This is a genomic window from Peribacillus sp. N1 (genome assembly GCF_054600815.1).
This window is the reverse complement of sequence record NZ_BAAHZO010000005.1, coordinates 233545-248939: the sequence shown is the minus strand read 5'-3', so window position 1 is coordinate 248939 and position 15395 is coordinate 233545. Positions and strand designations below refer to the sequence as shown.

18 protein-coding genes are annotated in these 15395 nt (G+C 43.2%); 16 read left to right on the top strand and 2 right to left on the bottom strand.

The window, feature by feature from the left end; all coding sequences use genetic code 11:
* Positions 1 to 8: 8 nt before the first annotated feature.
* The 9 genes from paaD (at position 9) to paaX (ending at position 7885) form a co-directional block, all read left to right on the top strand.
* Entirely contained in the window at positions 9 to 506 is a 498-nt protein-coding gene (gene paaD, locus ACYP5M_RS19725) for a 1,2-phenylacetyl-CoA epoxidase subunit PaaD (protein ID WP_101224271.1), read from the top strand.
* Between the two features lie 20 nt (positions 507 to 526).
* A complete protein-coding gene (locus ACYP5M_RS19720) occupies positions 527 to 832 on the top strand; it encodes an EthD family reductase (protein ID WP_098372584.1) in 306 nt (101 codons plus the stop codon).
* A complete protein-coding gene (locus ACYP5M_RS19715; RefSeq protein ID WP_260356843.1) occupies positions 829 to 1605 on the top strand; it encodes an enoyl-CoA hydratase/isomerase family protein in 777 nt (258 codons plus the stop codon). The genes ACYP5M_RS19720 and ACYP5M_RS19715 overlap by 4 nt, the downstream gene beginning before the upstream one ends.
* A 10-nt stretch (positions 1606 to 1615) precedes the next feature.
* Positions 1616 to 2389 carry an enoyl-CoA hydratase-related protein gene (locus tag ACYP5M_RS19710; RefSeq protein WP_459735422.1) on the top strand — a complete coding sequence of 258 codons (774 nt, stop codon included), beginning with the start codon at positions 1616 to 1618 and terminating at the stop codon, positions 2387 to 2389.
* A gap of 23 nt (positions 2390 to 2412) precedes the next feature.
* Positions 2413 to 3930, top strand: coding sequence for an aldehyde dehydrogenase family protein (locus ACYP5M_RS19705; protein WP_230177277.1), 1518 nt, complete (start codon positions 2413 to 2415; stop codon positions 3928 to 3930).
* 120 nt (positions 3931 to 4050) lie between these two features.
* Positions 4051 to 4923 (top strand): 3-hydroxyacyl-CoA dehydrogenase, encoded by an 873-nt coding sequence (locus ACYP5M_RS19700; RefSeq protein WP_230177278.1) that lies wholly within the window; start codon positions 4051 to 4053, stop codon positions 4921 to 4923.
* Positions 4920 to 6128 carry an acetyl-CoA C-acyltransferase gene (locus ACYP5M_RS19695; protein WP_101224266.1) on the top strand — a complete coding sequence of 403 codons (1209 nt, stop codon included), beginning with the start codon at positions 4920 to 4922 and terminating at the stop codon, positions 6126 to 6128. Before ACYP5M_RS19700 ends, ACYP5M_RS19695 begins: the two co-directional genes overlap by 4 nt.
* 13 nt (positions 6129 to 6141) lie before the next feature.
* A complete protein-coding gene (locus ACYP5M_RS19690) occupies positions 6142 to 6918 on the top strand; it encodes an enoyl-CoA hydratase-related protein (protein WP_230177282.1) in 777 nt (258 codons plus the stop codon).
* Between the two features lie 85 nt (positions 6919 to 7003).
* Positions 7004 to 7885, top strand: a complete 882-nt coding sequence (gene paaX, locus ACYP5M_RS19685; RefSeq protein ID WP_096339984.1) for a phenylacetic acid degradation operon negative regulatory protein PaaX — start codon at positions 7004 to 7006, stop codon at positions 7883 to 7885.
* Between the two features lie 77 nt (positions 7886 to 7962).
* Here the strand turns inward: paaX and ACYP5M_RS19680 are convergent, their stop codons facing one another.
* Positions 7963 to 8475 carry a gamma carbonic anhydrase family protein gene (locus ACYP5M_RS19680; RefSeq protein ID WP_034314889.1) on the bottom strand — a complete coding sequence of 171 codons (513 nt, stop codon included), beginning with the start codon at positions 8473 to 8475 and terminating at the stop codon, positions 7963 to 7965.
* Between the two features lie 80 nt (positions 8476 to 8555).
* Between ACYP5M_RS19680 and ACYP5M_RS19675 the strand changes: the two genes are divergently transcribed.
* Both ACYP5M_RS19675 and ACYP5M_RS19670 read left to right on the top strand, forming a co-directional pair.
* On the top strand, positions 8556 to 9521 hold the full coding sequence (locus ACYP5M_RS19675; protein WP_459735421.1) for an NAD(P)H-dependent flavin oxidoreductase: 966 nt from the start codon (positions 8556 to 8558) through the stop codon (positions 9519 to 9521).
* 341 nt (positions 9522 to 9862) lie between these two features.
* Complete coding sequence (locus ACYP5M_RS19670) at positions 9863 to 10474, top strand: DedA family protein (RefSeq protein WP_230177286.1); 612 nt, start codon at positions 9863 to 9865, stop codon at positions 10472 to 10474.
* A gap of 42 nt (positions 10475 to 10516) precedes the next feature.
* Here ACYP5M_RS19670 and ACYP5M_RS19665 read toward each other — a convergent pair whose 3' ends face one another.
* The gene (locus ACYP5M_RS19665; RefSeq protein WP_214743454.1) at positions 10517 to 10669 is read right to left on the bottom strand and encodes a YjcZ family sporulation protein; all 153 of its coding nucleotides are present in this window, start codon (positions 10667 to 10669) and stop codon (positions 10517 to 10519) included.
* A gap of 216 nt (positions 10670 to 10885) precedes the next feature.
* On the opposite strand from ACYP5M_RS19665, the gene ACYP5M_RS19660 reads away from it, so the two are divergent.
* The 5 genes from ACYP5M_RS19660 to ACYP5M_RS19640 all read left to right on the top strand — a co-directional run bounded on the left by ACYP5M_RS19660 (position 10886) and on the right by ACYP5M_RS19640 (position 15361).
* Positions 10886 to 11629: a metallophosphoesterase family protein gene (locus ACYP5M_RS19660; RefSeq protein WP_101224261.1), complete on the top strand. Its 744-nt coding sequence runs from the start codon at positions 10886 to 10888 to the stop codon at positions 11627 to 11629.
* Between the two features lie 98 nt (positions 11630 to 11727).
* Positions 11728 to 11859: a hypothetical protein gene (locus ACYP5M_RS19655; protein ID WP_260356845.1), complete on the top strand. Its 132-nt coding sequence runs from the start codon at positions 11728 to 11730 to the stop codon at positions 11857 to 11859.
* A 208-nt stretch (positions 11860 to 12067) separates the two neighbouring features.
* Positions 12068 to 12994, top strand: a complete 927-nt coding sequence (locus tag ACYP5M_RS19650) for a cation diffusion facilitator family transporter (RefSeq protein WP_459735420.1) — start codon at positions 12068 to 12070, stop codon at positions 12992 to 12994.
* A 257-nt stretch (positions 12995 to 13251) separates the two neighbouring features.
* Positions 13252 to 13941: a response regulator transcription factor gene (locus ACYP5M_RS19645; protein ID WP_101224259.1), complete on the top strand. Its 690-nt coding sequence runs from the start codon at positions 13252 to 13254 to the stop codon at positions 13939 to 13941.
* Entirely contained in the window at positions 13931 to 15361 is a 1431-nt protein-coding gene (locus ACYP5M_RS19640; RefSeq protein WP_230177435.1) for a HAMP domain-containing sensor histidine kinase, read from the top strand. The genes ACYP5M_RS19645 and ACYP5M_RS19640 overlap by 11 nt, the downstream gene beginning before the upstream one ends.
* The last annotated feature ends 34 nt before the right edge of the window (positions 15362 to 15395 follow it).

Genomic DNA, 15395 nt, shown 5'->3' with positions numbered 1-15395 from the left:
GGGGTACCATGGCGACCGTACAGTTAAACACAGAAGAAATATATAGGCTCCTGGAAGACGTTAAAGATCCCGAAATCGATACAGTAAGTATTCTGGATTTAGGGATGGTCGAAGACGTGACGGTTTCGGGCCAGGACGTTTCGGTAAAAATGCTGCCAACTTTTCTTGGGTGCCCGGCATTGTCGATCATTCAAAAAAATGTGGAAACAGCCCTTCGACAGCTGCCTGCCGTAAAAAATGTAAGTGTGGAATTTTTACGTTCCCCTTCCTGGACATCTGATCGAATTACGGAAAAGGGGAAAGCGGGATTGAAGGTTTTCGGAATCTCCCCTCCTCCCCGACAAATGAAAAGTGATGGATCATGGCATGTGGATTGCCCATATTGTGAATCGACATATGTCACGATGGAAAATATCTTCGGTCCAACGGCCTGCCGCAGCATTTTATATTGTAAGGCATGTAAAAATCCGTTCGAAGCGATGAAACCGATGATAAAAATAATCTAATAAAATGGAGGTTTTCTAAAATGGTAAAACTAATCGCCCTTTATAAACAACCTGAAAACAAGGAAGAATTCGATGAGCACTACTTCAATGTACATGGTCCGATAACGGAAAAAATTCCTGGTCTTCAAAAAATGGAGGTCACTAAAATAGTCGGGACACCGATGGGCAAAGACTCTGAGTATCACATTCTATGTGAAATGTATTATGAAGACCATGATGCACTGCAAAAAGGAATGCGTTCTCCTGAGGGCAAAGCATCAGGGAAAGACTTAATGGGCTTTGCGGGGAAACTTGTAACGATGATGATCGGCGAAGAAATAAAATGAATGCGCTTCAATTCATTGAAACGTCAATCGCGGATGGCATTGGTTATATCTCTTTAAATCGGCCGCAGCAACTGAATGCCCTTAACAGGAAAATGGTGAGGGAAATAGTTTTAACCATGGAAGAATTCGACCGGGACCCGCAAGTGAAGGTGATCTTGCTATCGGGTAATGGAAAAGCATTTTCCGCTGGAGCTGATATTGACGAGATGGTGAACGACAATCCAATCAGTATGGAGTTAACGAACCAATTTGCCGATTGGGACCGAATAAGCCTAGTCAAAAAGCCTGTGATTGGTGCGGTGAAAAGTTTTGTATTCGGCGGTGGTTTTGAACTTGCTTTATCCTGTGATTTCCTGATTGCCGCCAGCGATACCCAGTTTTCCTTTCCAGAAGTGACACTAGGGGTCATGCCTGGTGCGGGAGGAACCCAAAGATTGACGAAATTGGTAGGCAAGACAAAGGCACTTGAATGGATGTTGACGGCTGAAAGGATAAAGGCAAAGACAGCTCTGCAATATGGTTTCATCAATAAGATCGTGGCACCTGAATTGTTAATGGAAGAAACGGTTGATTTTGCCAGGAAGATAGCAAAGCAACCCCCGTTAGCTGTAAGGCTGATTAAAGAATCCGTCAATAAAGCCGTTGATTACACCTTATATGAGGGCATGCAATTTGAACGGAAGAACTTCTATATTCTTTTTGCATCAGAGGACCAAAAAGAAGGAATGAAAGCATTTGTAGAAAAAAGAGAGCCGGATTTTACAGGCGGATAAGGGGTGCTCTATGTACGAAACCATCAAATATAGGGTTGGAAATGGAGTGGCATGGCTTACTTTGAACCGTCCTGAAAAACTAAATGCCTTTACGTCCCAAATGAATAAGGAAATACAGAAAGCGATCAAAATATCTGCGGGGTCAGATGAAGTGCGGGCCATTATCATTACTGGGGAAGGCAGGGCCTTTTGTTCGGGTCAGGATTTATCGGATGTTGATGAGGGCATGAATTTAGGCCAAAAGCTGCGCGAAGACTACGGTCCGATGATGCAGCAAATAGCAAACTGTGAAAAACCGATCATTGCCGCAGTCAATGGAGTGGCTGCAGGTGCTGGCTTCAGCCTGGCGCTGGCATGCGATTTTCGGCTTGTTTCTGAAAAAGCCAGCTTTTTAAATGCTTTTGTCAATATCGGGTTGATTCCTGATTCGGGGAATCTGTATTACCTTTCGCGGATCGTTGGTCATGCGAAAGCCTTGGAATTATCTTTATTGGGGGAAAAGGTTACGGCTAGCGAGGCGAAAAATATCGGACTCGCTACAAAAGTGATCGTTTTGGAGGAATGGAACGAGGAATTGAAAGCCTTTGCAGAGAATATCGCAAACAAACCAACGAAAGCGATCGGTTTAATCAAAAGATACTTAGAGGCGTCCTATCACCTTTCATTGGAAGAATACTTAAAAGAAGAAGCGGAGGGGCAGCGAATTGCTGGCTTAACGAAAGATTATGCAGAAGGTGTGGCAGCATTCACTGAAAAAAGGAAAGCTCAATTCATAGGCAAGTAATATAGAAAAGGGAGTGGGATTACATGGTTAGAGTACAAGAGGCGGCATTTGAAAAAGCGGAAATGAAGCGTGATTATTATCATCTGATCATTAATGGAGAAAGAGTGGAAAGCTCGGATGGTTCCACGATTGATGCGTATAATCCTGCAACAGGTGAAATCATTGCCAAGGTTGCAAAGGCGACCAAGGAAGATGCAGAAAAGGCTGTTCAAGCAGCACGTGAAGCATTTGATAACGGGAAATGGAAGAGGACACCGATTAACAAACGGTCTCGTGTTTTGAACAAAATTGCAGCGATCATGCGTTCACGCTTTAATGAATTGGTTGAATTGGAGGTCCTGAACAGCGGCAAATCCATCTCTGCAGCTCAAGGCCAAGTCATGCAGGCAATTGAAGATTTCGAGTTTTATGCAGGAGCTTTAGTTGCACATCGCGGATCGGTCAATAATGTTCCTGGTCAATTCCATAATTATACGGAAAAGGAGCCAGTAGGGGTTTGTGCTCAAATCATCCCTTGGAATTACCCTATGATGATGGCTGCGTGGAAAATTGCACCTGCAATCGCAGTCGGCTGTTCGGTCATTGTTAAGCCAGCTTCGTTAACGCCGCTGACTGCCATTGTATTAGGTGAAATCTGTTTAGAAGCTGGTGTTCCTTCCGGCGTGGTCAACATCATTCCAGGACCTGGATCTGACGTAGGGAATTACCTTGTCGAACATCCGAAAGTGAATAAGGTAGCCTTCACGGGTTCTACGCCAATCGGCAGGGATCTCATGGGCAAAGCTTCACAGACATTAAAGAGGGTGACATTGGAGCTTGGCGGTAAGTCCCCTAATATTGTTTTTGAGGATGCAGACCTTGAAGCGGCTATCGATGGATCATTATATGGCATTTTCTACAATACTGGGCAGTCTTGCGAAGCCAGATCCCGTTTATACGTTCACGAAGACATATATGATGAGTTCGTTGCCAGATTCGTAGAAAAAACGAAAAAATTGAAATTGGGCAATCCGCTCGATAAAGAAACACACGTCGGTGCAGTCATAGATCAAGGGCAATTGGATGTCATCGACAATTATGTACAATCTGCCATTACTGATGGAGCGAAAATCCTTACAGGAGGAAAGCCAGCGGTCATCGAAGGCTTCGAAAACGGTTATTGGTATGAACCGACGGTCATTGCGAATGTCAATCATGATATGGATGTTGTGAAAGAGGAAATATTCGGGCCGGTCGTTGTCATAATGAAATTCAAAGATGAAAAAGAAGCCGTGAGACTCGCGAATGATACGGAATTCGGTTTGGGTTCAGCCCTCTGGACAAAAGACGGCGGGCGTGCGACTAGAGTCGCCAATCAAATAGAAGCGGGAATCGTCATGGTGAATTGCCCATTCTCCGCATTTCCTGGAACACCTTTCGGAGGGTATAAGCAATCAGGATTCGGCAGGGAACTTTGTATTGAGACACTTGATCTTTATACAGAAACGAAAAGCATCATTTCCTATCATGGAAGCCGTCCCTTAAATCCCTTTGGAATTTAATAAAACATAAAATAGGCGGCTGGCTGAACGGTATGTCGGAAAAGTAATTCAGGTATGGATGAATGCTGATCTGATTCATCCGCAGCCAGCCCTATTTATTTTTGAAGGAGGAATGAACGAATGATTAGAAATCTAGTGATTGTCGGATCTGGTGTCATGGGCAGGGGAATAGCTTATGTAGGAGCAACAGGGGGCTTTAATGTAGTGCTGGTGGATGTGAATCAGGATGCTTTGGAAAGTGCAAGAAACGAGATAGATGCCATTTTTGAGAAGGGTGTGCGCTATCAAAAAATCACTCAGGAAGAAGCGGCAGCTGCAAAAAGCAGATTTTCCTATTCTTCCAATTTGAAAGAATCAGCAGCATATGCCGACTTGATCATAGAGGCAGTTCCTGAAAAGGCGGAAATTAAGAGGGCAGTCTTTGAAACGATTGAAGTCCATGCAAAAGAAGACTGTTATTTTGCAACCAATACGTCCACGATGAGCCCGACGGAAATTGGTTCTTATGGAAAACGTCCCGAAAAAACGATTGCCATGCATTTTTTCAATCCTGTACAAAAGATGCCGCTCGTTGAAATTGTACGTGGACTTGAAACCAGCGATGAAACGGCAGCCGTAATAAAAGAGGTAGCCGGAAAAATGGGAAAAGAAACAGTGGTCATAAATGAATTCCCTGGGTTTGTAACCAGCAGGATCAGCTGTTTGGTAGGAAATGAAGCCTTCTTTATGCTTCAAGAAGGTTTAGGCACACCAGAGGAAATCGATAAGGCAATAAAGTTAGGGCTGAATTACCCAATGGGTCCATTTGAGCTAGGTGATTTGGTGGGACTGGATGCCCGATTGAATAATTTAAAATACTTACATAGTAAGCTTGGTGAGAAATACCGCCCGGCTCCCCTCCTTGAACAGTATGTTAAAGCTGGCAGGCTCGGCCGTAAATCAGGTAAAGGTGTGTACGATTATACAAAAGACGGCGAGCTGGTGAGGAAATGAAGGATGTTGTGATCATTGATGCTGTGAGAACACCAATCGGAAGATATAAAGGCGCATTGAAAAGCGTTCGACCGGATGACCTAGGTGCAATTGTAATCAAGGCGCTGACCGATCGCAATCCAGAGCTGCCGCCAGATCAAATTGAGGATGTCATCTTCGGGAATGCAAATCAAGCCGGAGAGGATAATCGCGATGTGGCCCGGATGTCCGCCCTTTTAGCTGGTCTTCCGGTAAATGTAGGTGGAACGACAATAAATCGCTTATGTGGATCCGGATTGGATGCCGTCATGTATGCTGCACGCTCCATTGCAGTTGGTGAAGGCGATATTTATATCGCAGGCGGTACTGAAAGCATGACAAGGGCGCCGTACGTCATGGCCAAACCTGAGAGTGAATTTCCTCGGGGTTCAATGGAGCTTCAGGATACAACGATCGGATGGCGTTTCACGAATGAGAAACTTAAAGAAATGTATGGTGCGGATTCCATGCCTCAAACGGCTGAAAACGTCGCCCTGCGTTTTTCGGTTTCAAGGGAGGACCAAGATCAATTCGCATATCAAAGCCAGCAAAGAGCGAAAAAAGCAGTGGAAAATGAGCGTTTCATTACTGAAATCGTACCTGTTCGATATACGGATCGTAAAGGGAATGAGGTCATTATCGAGAAGGATGAACACCCTCGTCCTGACACGACCATCGAAAAGTTGGAAAAACTCAAACCGATCTTTAAAGGCGGCACCGTAACGGCCGGTAATGCTTCAGGTGTAAATGATGGAGCCTCGGCATTACTTTTGATGAGTGCAGAAAAAGCACGGGAGCTTGGATTGAAGCCTCTGGCCAAATATGTTGTAGGGGCGGTAGCGGGCTTAGAACCGTCCATTATGGGCCTTGGTCCGATTCATGCCACTAAAAAGGCATTGGAGAGGGCAAGCTTGACGATTGAAGACATCGGGCTAGTGGAATTGAATGAAGCATTCGCTTCCCAATCCTTGGAGTGCATCCGCCAGTTGAAATTGGATCAGGAGAAAGTGAATGTCAATGGCGGGGCAATAGCGTTTGGCCATCCCCTCGGTGCAAGCGGGGCGCGTATTTTAACAACACTTGTCCACGAAATGAAAAAGCGGAAAGTACGCTATGGTCTTGCGACGATGTGTGTAGGCGTTGGCCAAGGCATATCGGCAATTATAGAAAATATCGAGACAAATTAAGGGGAGGTGCCTCATGTCCAAGGTTATTTATGAAGTGATAAATCAAATCGGCTATATAACAGTCAATCGGCCCGACGTATTGAACTGCTTCGACTATGGGACACTTTGTGAACTTCAGGAAGTCATCGATGCAGTTTATTATGACGGCAATATCCGTGTCGTCATTTTCACCGGTGCTGGGGAAAAAGCATTCAGCGCGGGTGCGGATTTGAAAGAAAGAAAGTCTTTGAATGATGCGGAAGTAAGAAGGAACGTGAAAGCGATTCGTGATGTTTTTAATAGTATCGCAGGGCTTCCGCAGCCAACGATAGCCGCCGTCAATGGATATGCATTGGGGGGAGGATTTGAATGGATGCTTTCATGTGACTTTGCAATTGCAGCCGAAGGTGTTTCTATGGGGCTCACTGAAACTAGCTGGGCCATTATTCCTGGGGCAGGCGGTACACAGCGGCTGCCGAGATTGATTGGGGAAATGAAAGCGAAGGAATTGATTTTCACTGCTAAAAAATTGACTGCAGAAGAGGCATGTCAATTAGGGATCCTTTTGAAGGTCGTGCCAAGGGATCAACTAATGTCAGCTTGTGGAGAATTGGCAGCCAATATCATGAAAAACGGGCCGATTGCAGTCAAACAAGCCAAATATGCGATTGACCAAGGAATGAATACGGACTTGCAAACCGGAATGGCCATAGAAGGTAAAGCCTATGAATTGACTATCCCGACTCAAGACAGATCGGAAGCGCTGCTGGCATTTAGTGAACGGAGAAAAGCACGGTTTACTGGTGAATGATATTGCGCTTTCATTTTAAAAAGATATAATAATTATTATGTCTTCCGTGTGAAAACAGTAACAATGTTAGGACGAGGTGAGAAGGATAGGTACTAATACACAATCCATGATTTTTACGATATACGGCGATTATATCCGTAACTATGGAAGTAAGATCTGGATAGGCAGTTTAATTCGTTTGTTAAAGGAATTCGGCCATAATGAGCAGGGTGTTCGTGTAGCCGTTTCACGAATGGTCAAGCAAGGGTGGATTCAGTCGGAGAAGCAGGGAAATAAAAGCTATTACTTTTTGACTGATCGCGGTGTGCAGAGAATGGATGAAGCGGCCAACCGCATATATAAGATGAAACCGAATGAATGGGACGGTAAATGGCGTATCTTAATGTACACGATCCCTGAAGATAAGCGGCAATTACGAGATGATCTCCGTAAAGAATTATTATGGAGCGGGTTTGGCAGTTTTTCAAGTGGTTGCTGGATTTCCCCTAATGATTTGGAGAAACAAATCAATCGCTTGATCGAGAAATATGACATAGATGAATATGTTGATTTTTTCATTTCGGAGTACAAAGGTCCAAAGGAAAACCAATCGCTTGTCGAGAAGAGCTGGCATTTAGAAGAGATTGAAAATAAATATGAAGAATTCATCGAGAAATACAGCAAACAATTCATCGTTCATCAAAGCATCATTAGCAGGGGCGAAATGTCCGATGCTGATTGTTTTGTGGAACGAACGAACTTGGTGCATGAATACCGTAAATTTTTATTTATCGATCCGGGCCTGCCAAAGGAACTTCTGCCTTCAAAGTGGAATGGCAATCATGCTGCTCTTTTATTTAGCCAGTATTATCAAGTCTTGGCTGAACCAGCAAGCCGTTTTTTTGAAAGCGTATTTCAGGAAAACAATGATTTATGCCGGAAAGATGAAACCTATGATGCCAAGGACCATCCACTGATCATTAAGTGAAAAAGAGCTTCAGCCAGTCGTTAACTACGACTTGCCGAGGCTCTTTTCACATTATCATTTTCGACTCTTGCTTTTAATTAATCAAGTATCCCTTTGAAGTCTTTTCCTTTTTGAACATATGTATCGATTGAAAGTTGGATCAATTCAAGATCTTTATCATTCAATCTGCGAACCACTTTCCCCGGGGAACCAATAACCAGTGAACGTGGAGGTATGATTTTGCCAGAGGAAATCAATGTGTTCGCTCCGACGATGCATTCTTCGCCAATCTCTACATTATCCAATATCGTTGATCCCATACCGATAATGGAGCGTTTGCCTATTTTACAGCCATGCAGGATGACATTGTGACCAACCGTCACTTCGTCTTCAATGACAACTGGGCATCCTTCGAATAAATGAATGGTGGAATTATCTTGTATACTGCATTTTTCTCCTATTGTAATTGAATCTTCATCACCGCGCAGTACGGAATTAAACCAAATGGTCGAGTCTTTCCCAATCGAAACATCACCGATTAAATGAGCGCCGGGTGCCACGAAAACAGTATCATCAATGGATGGTTTTTTATTATTGTACGGAATAATCATAGTCTCGCTCCTTTTTGAAAAGTCAGAATTGTTTTTCTAATGAATATAGTATAACATTAAATTGACAGGGAGGGATGAAAGTGAAATATATTTGTGAACTTTTTGCGATAAAATATCCCATTATACAAGGCGGCATGGGGAATATAAGCAATGCAAGTCTTGCGGCTGCAGTATCCAATGCAGGAGGACTTGGGACAATAGGGTGCGGTACCATGAATCCTGAACAGGTGGAAGACATCATTCTCGAAACCAAAGATAAAACCAATAACAATTTCGCGTTGAACATTCCAATAAATGTTAGTCCATATACAGATGAGTTAGTGAATCTTGTCCTGAAGCATGAAATACCTGTAGTTTCCTTATCTGCAGGAAATCCTGCCCCTTTCATTCCGCTATTGCAAAAAAAGAATATAAAAGTGATTGCCATCGTTGCGTCGGTCAAGCACGCGCAAAAAGCGCAAGCAGCAGGGGCTGATGTGTTGGTCGCAGAAGGGTTTGAGGCTGCCGGCATCAATTCGAACCTGGAAATGACGACCTTTACACTCATTCCGCAAATCAGCAAGCATGTGACGCTCCCGGTTTTGGCAGCTGGCGGAATAGGCAATGGACAGGGTTTGGCAGCGGCATTGATGCTGGGGGCTTCAGGAGTCCAATTGGGAACCAGGCTGATCGCTACACAAGAGGCACCGTTCCATCCGTCATATAAACAGAAACTAATCGAAGCGATGGGCAATGATACGGTAATTTTGGGCAGAACGTTTGGCCAGGTCAGAAGGGTATTGAAGGATCCATATACCGAGAAAGTCCTTGATTTGGAAAAACAGGGGCTGTCTCCTGTGAATTATCGTGAAATGACCTCTGAGGTCCATCATATTAATGGCGCGATGAACGGGGATGTTAACAATGGTTTTATGAACAGCGGCCAGGTTGCCGGATTGATTGACGATATACCCACGGTAAAGGAATTACTTGATGGCATGATGAAAGATGCAAAAAAACAAATGGAAGATGGATTGAGGAGGCTCTCTGCCCCTTTTATGATTTGAGAGGGGTACCGATCTTGTCATGGGTACATCTCTACCCATTTAGAGGCTATTCACTTGATTAACTATAACGAATGCTTGAGGTCAATTCGTCCTCAAGTTTTTTTCGTTTCGGGACATCTGATATTCTATTATCCTTCTTTTTACAAGCGTAGGTCTATAGTGAATAGCCCGATAACAAAACCTGGACTCCATAAGAACACTGTTTTAGGATAACATTATAGAAAAATGCGGGTTAACTTGTGATACAATGGACAATGTCCTTTTTGACATCATGGGTGCCCGCATTCATCTTGGAGCACCCCTTTTTATATGTAATAAAAGTTAGAAAAGGGGAAACCTCAATGGAAACTTTAATAATGGATATGATTGAAGCGTTTAAATCTTTATCTTATTTCGGTGTTTTGCTAGCTTTGACTTTTGAATTCATTCCTGCTGAAATAGTTTTGCCACTGGCAGGATACTGGGTTTATCAAGGTGATATGAATTTATACTTGACTATCCTTGCCGGTTCGCTTGGCGGGGTAACGGGCCCATTGACGCTTTATGCCTTAGGCAAGTATGGCGGGAGACCGCTTGTATTAAAGTTCGGAAAATACTTTTTGATCAAAGATGAGCAGCTGAACAAAGCTGACCGCTTCTTTGAAAGGTATGGTGGGGGAATTGCCTTCTTTGGACGGTTTGTACCAGGTATACGTACCGCCGTGTCGCTGCCATGCGGAATATTGAAAATGAATATTTGGAAATTCATATTATATACTTATATGGCGATGCTTCCTGTTACAAGCGTTTATGTTTATTTAGGGTTTAAGTTAGGACCTAGATGGGAGCAGGCGGGAGCCATCTTTTCACAATATGCGAATTTCTTGCTTATCCCTATTGCACTTATTGTCATTTGGTTCATTATGAAGACTCGAAAACAAAAGCAAAGAGAAAAAATAAAAGTCAATTCATAACAAAGAAGGCGCCATGCTCAGGCGCCTTTTTGATTTAGTATATTAGCAGCATCCACCGAAGCCGCCGCCGCCGAATCCCCAACTGCATCCGATGATGATCAACAAGATGAATAATACGATCAGCAATGCAAATCCGTTATCGAAACCGCCGCAGCCGCCACCGCCGCCACAACATTCGTTACCATTTCCACCCATTTGATTTCCTCCTCATACATATTATGAATTACATACCTAGCAAAACATCTTTACCGGGAATACTTCATACTATGTATTCTAGGCCGAAGTGTTTGCTTATTCATAAAAAATGGGCGTGGGCAAAATCAAGGGAATAAGCCCGAATATTTTTTTGATTTTGTTTTAAATGTTATAATATACCATGTGGATTGTGGGGGAAGGGAGCTGAACTAACTCATGAAAGTTGCCATTATTACGGATGTGCATGGTAATGCTTCAGCGTTGAAAGCCGTTCTTAGGGATATTGATCAAAGGGAAGATATAGATCGTCTCTATTGTTTGGGAGATATGGTCGGGATTGGCCCGGATACTAATGAAGTCCTTGAACTTTTATTTTCAAGAAATGATGTATCGATGATAACTGGAAATCATGATGAAGCTGTCCTGGCCATCATTAACGGGGAGCCGCATCCGGACGGTCATATTCATGTTAAGGAGCATCATGAATGGATAGCTGAAAGGATGCATAGGAAATTCATAAATGAATTGGAAAAATTGCCTCGGACCATACATCATATCATTAATGATCACTCCGTTTACTTCACCCATTATCACATGGAATCGAAGAAATTGGATGAGCACATAAGCCAAAATCCATTTAGTAAAATCGTTGAACCGAGTTTAAGTAACTTAGAAACGCTTTTCAAAGATCAGCATCACGATCTAATCGGATTTGGACATCATCATCCCATCCACCTTTTTAAAAATGACCGAACGATATTCCTGAACCCTGGTTCTCTTGGCTGTAATGGTGAACCAGTTGCCCCTTATGCGATTGTTGCGATTGAAAATACCGGTATTCAGGTAAATCTTGAAAAAGTCGCCTATGATAATACATCGTTCCTGTCATCGTATCAAAGCTTACAAGTCCCAGAGCATGAATTCATTATTCGTGCCTTCCATGGCGGCCAGCAGGTCTAGGACGTTTAAAAAAGATGAAGTATGGGGAAATGTTGAGCATAAAGGTACATGCCTGTGGATACGATAATAGGCAAACTCAACGAAGCTGGAGGTATGTCATGAAGGAAAAGGAACGGGTAGTAAATCAAGAGCAGGAAGAGATGGAAGGGCACAGTTTTGTTTGTAATGATGAATTGTTTAATAAGGATCTGTACGCCATTGTCGATGATACGATGAAAGAGGAAGGATAAACGGGAAAAACGCTGCAGGTAATGTCTGTAGCGTTTATTTTTACTTTGAAATGGCTGAAGCCAGAATTTAGGGTTTTCGTAAAAGATCACGTCCTCCTGATTCCATCACTCTTTTTACCGCCAGTGAATCCCGGAAGTGAATCATTTGAAACCATTCTGGATTTATCCCATACTATATATAAGTTTCAAATCCGAGAGGAGGGATGGCATGGGACATCATCATGGTCACTCCCATGATCATGGGCACGGACACCACCACCATTCTAATAATAAAAAAGCCTTGTTGGCATCTTTCTTATTAATCTCCACATTCATGATCGTCGAGGTCATTGGCGGATTCTTGACAAATAGTCTGGCTTTACTGTCGGATGCAGGTCACATGCTTAGCGATGCAGCAGCTTTAGGGCTTAGTTATACAGCTATAAGGTTGGGGGAAAGGAAAGCGACATCGTCCAAATCGTTTGGATATAAACGGTTTGAAATCATTGCTGCTTGTTTGAATGGATTGACCTTGATCGTCATATCCGTATTCATTTTCGTAGAGGCAATTAAGAGGTTCCTGGATCCCCCTGAGGTGCAAAGCTTGGGAATGCTAATGATTTCAATCATCGGCTTACTTGTTAATATCATTGCGGCCTGGATTTTAATGAGCGGAGATAAGGAAGACAATCTGAATGTACGGAGTGCTTTTTTACATGTTATTGGTGATATGCTTGGATCTGTGGGTGCCATAGCGGCCGCACTTTTGATTTATTTTTTCGATTGGGGAATTGCAGATCCGATTGCGAGCGTCATAGTCGCGATTTTAATCATTATCAGCGGTTTTAGGGTAGTGAGGGATTCTTTCCATATCTTGATGGAGGGCACACCAGACCAAGTCGATATGGATGCAGTGAAAGCATCCTTGATGGAATTGGATGGTGTATCAGATGTCCATGATCTTCATATCTGGACGATCACCTCTGGCTTTTTGACAATGAGCTGCCATGCTGTCATAGATGAGAGCGGTAATCACGATTCCGTTTTAGCAGAAGCGCAAAAACTACTTCATGATCAGTTTGGAATTGAACATAGCACGATCCAAGTGGAAAGACAGGAAGCGGGTTGTCCGAATCCACACGAGACATGTAATTGAAAAGGGCTGGCTCAGTTTAGAGCCAGCCTCTTAAGAGTGTATTTTCTGGATGATCATTACGACCATGCAGAAGCATTCCTGTTAAAATGAATCGAGATCACTTACAAAAGGTTATTATGTGAAAACATCGGCTAATTTTACTGCGAACATAATCCTGACACATAAAAATGGTAAGATTGAGGGAAAATGCTTGGTCTTTTTAATAGTTAGCATATATAAAATGATTCCACTATAATTCAGGAAGGAGGAATCCGTCAATGAAGAAAATTCTTGTAGTAGAAGATGAAATTGCCATATCGATGGTGTTGAAAGCATATTTGGAGCGGGAAGGTTTTGATGTAGTCCAAGTTTACGATGGGCTAAAGGCCATTCCGGTGTTTGAAGAAACGAAGCCAGACCTTGTCCTGCTTGATGTCATGCTTCCTGGTAAGGAAGGCTGGGATATACTGAAGGAAATTCGGGAGGAAGATACTTGTCCGGTTATCATGTTGACTGCACTGACAGATGTCGATTACAGATTATCGGGATTTAAGTCAGGTGCGGATGATTACATCTCCAAACCCTTTGTTGCCGAAGAAGTCGTGGCCCGGGTGCATGCCGTTTTAAGAAGATCATCATCGGTTGTTACGGAAGATGGTCATGTACATCAATTTGGGAGTTTAACCATCGATGATCTGTCTTATAAGGTGCATTTGAATGGGGAAGAGATAAACTTGACGCCGCGTGATTTGTCGCTGCTCGTTTTTTTCGCTAAGCACCCTAATCAAATTTTCACGAGAGAACAGCTGCTTGACCAAGTGTGGGGCATAGATTATGACGGCAGTGACCGTGCGGTGGACCTGGCGATCAAACGAATCAGGAAGGCGATAGATGCATGGCCTGTGACTGAGGGGGAAATAAAAACATTGCGTGGATTGGGGTATCAATTGAGTGTCTATGAAAACTAAAAAAAGAACCACTTTACAACGCTATTGGACAAAGAGATACGTATTGACCTTGATTTCAGGTTTGATATTATTGTCTGTTTTTTCCTTATGGTGGATGGAAAAAACAGCTTTGGAATATAGGCTCAGCCTTCTTAAATACTTAGCTGATGAAACATCCGATCGCGCGATTAAGGAAAATGGCCAGATTGTCGTTGGTCCGATCCTTTCGGAAATTGTTGAGGAAAGGGAGAAAATCCTCCATCTGAACCAACAGCCAATCATCTATATCGTCGATCCCGATGCCACCATCATATATACGATGCCACAATTGTATATCGATCCGGATGAAAATAAACTCCCGGACGTCATCATGAAAAATACGGAGTTAGTCCAGAAGGTCAAGATTTCAGACAACAAAGTATATGTCGTCAAATCCCCCATTACGTTTAACGATGAGACGAGAGGCTGGGTGGTCATTGCCCAGGAAGAAGGGGCATTGAAGGAAATCAACCAAGACCATGGCTTGTTGGCGATCATGATTGGAGGCCTTCTGATTCTGGGGACGGGAGTCATTTATTTTCTTTCCAGGCAAATTTCGCGCCCCATCCAAGACGTAGCTAACGCCGCTGTCCAGGTTCGTGAAGGCAACTATGATATCCATTTCAAAGAGGAAGAGGAAATCAAGGAAGAAGAAATTTATGAACTGATAGAATCATTTAAGGAAATGACCAATCGATTGAAGGTCATGGAGAAGTTGCGGGCGGAATTGCTTGCAGGCGTAACCCATGATTTGAAAACGCCAGTCACTTCCATTAGCGGACTGATACAAGCGGTTAAGGACGATGTCGTTAAGGGAGAGCAAAGTAAGGAATTCCTCGATATTTCCTTAAAGGAAACTCAGCGATTACAAGGTATGATAGAGGATTTACTCAATTATAATGCCATATCGGCAGGCGCTTTTAAAATCCGGGTACAAAAAGAGAATATCAATATATTCATCAAGGAAATCGCCTATCGCTGGCAGGTGACCCAGGATGATGATCAAGCGTTCGCTTTTGAGATAAAAGTTCCTGATGAACCGGTCTTTGGTCAAATTGATTCATTGCGGATGCAGCAAATCGTCATTAACCTTTTGAATAATGCCAGACATGCACTTGACGGCAAAGGGAAAATAGCGATTCACCTTTATGAAAAGGATGAAGAACGGATCTGCATTGATGTACTGGACAGCGGGCGGGGGATTCCGAAACATGAACAGCAATATGTGTTCGAACCATTTTATCGAGGTGAAAACAAAAAGCTGAAGGTACGTGGGTTAGGTTTGGGACTGCCATTCAGTAAGATGCTCGCAAAAGCGCAAAAGGGAGATCTTGTGCTTAAGGATAGCGATGAACAAGGCACCACCTTCACGATTGTCATAGAGAAAGCGGATAAGATATAAAAAAGGGTTGTCCATGTAATGGACAACCCTCTTA

Bases quoted from the DNA above. Each gene is read 5' to 3' on its own strand.
- ACYP5M_RS19680 (WP_034314889.1), bottom strand. From the start codon at position 8,475: ATGATTATTCCGTACAATAATAAAAAACCATCCATTGATGATACTGTT.
- ACYP5M_RS19650 (WP_459735420.1), top strand. From the start codon at position 12,068: ATGGGACATCATCATGGTCACTCCCATGATCATGGGCACGGACACCAC.
- ACYP5M_RS19645 (WP_101224259.1), top strand. From the start codon at position 13,252: ATGAAGAAAATTCTTGTAGTAGAAGATGAAATTGCCATATCGATGGTG.
- ACYP5M_RS19640 (WP_230177435.1), top strand. From the start codon at position 13,931: ATGAAAACTAAAAAAAGAACCACTTTACAACGCTATTGGACAAAGAGA.
- ACYP5M_RS19705 (WP_230177277.1), top strand. From the start codon at position 2,413: ATGGTTAGAGTACAAGAGGCGGCATTTGAAAAAGCGGAAATGAAGCGT.
- paaD (WP_101224271.1), top strand. From the start codon at position 9: ATGGCGACCGTACAGTTAAACACAGAAGAAATATATAGGCTCCTGGAA.
- ACYP5M_RS19710 (WP_459735422.1), top strand. From the start codon at position 1,616: ATGTACGAAACCATCAAATATAGGGTTGGAAATGGAGTGGCATGGCTT.
- ACYP5M_RS19670 (WP_230177286.1), top strand. From the start codon at position 9,863: ATGGAAACTTTAATAATGGATATGATTGAAGCGTTTAAATCTTTATCT.
- ACYP5M_RS19695 (WP_101224266.1), top strand. From the start codon at position 4,920: ATGAAGGATGTTGTGATCATTGATGCTGTGAGAACACCAATCGGAAGA.
- ACYP5M_RS19665 (WP_214743454.1), bottom strand. From the start codon at position 10,669: ATGGGTGGAAATGGTAACGAATGTTGTGGCGGCGGTGGCGGCTGCGGC.
- ACYP5M_RS19690 (WP_230177282.1), top strand. From the start codon at position 6,142: ATGTCCAAGGTTATTTATGAAGTGATAAATCAAATCGGCTATATAACA.
- ACYP5M_RS19715 (WP_260356843.1), top strand. From the start codon at position 829: ATGAATGCGCTTCAATTCATTGAAACGTCAATCGCGGATGGCATTGGT.
- ACYP5M_RS19660 (WP_101224261.1), top strand. From the start codon at position 10,886: ATGAAAGTTGCCATTATTACGGATGTGCATGGTAATGCTTCAGCGTTG.
- ACYP5M_RS19655 (WP_260356845.1), top strand. From the start codon at position 11,728: ATGAAGGAAAAGGAACGGGTAGTAAATCAAGAGCAGGAAGAGATGGAA.
- ACYP5M_RS19720 (WP_098372584.1), top strand. From the start codon at position 527: ATGGTAAAACTAATCGCCCTTTATAAACAACCTGAAAACAAGGAAGAA.
- ACYP5M_RS19700 (WP_230177278.1), top strand. From the start codon at position 4,051: ATGATTAGAAATCTAGTGATTGTCGGATCTGGTGTCATGGGCAGGGGA.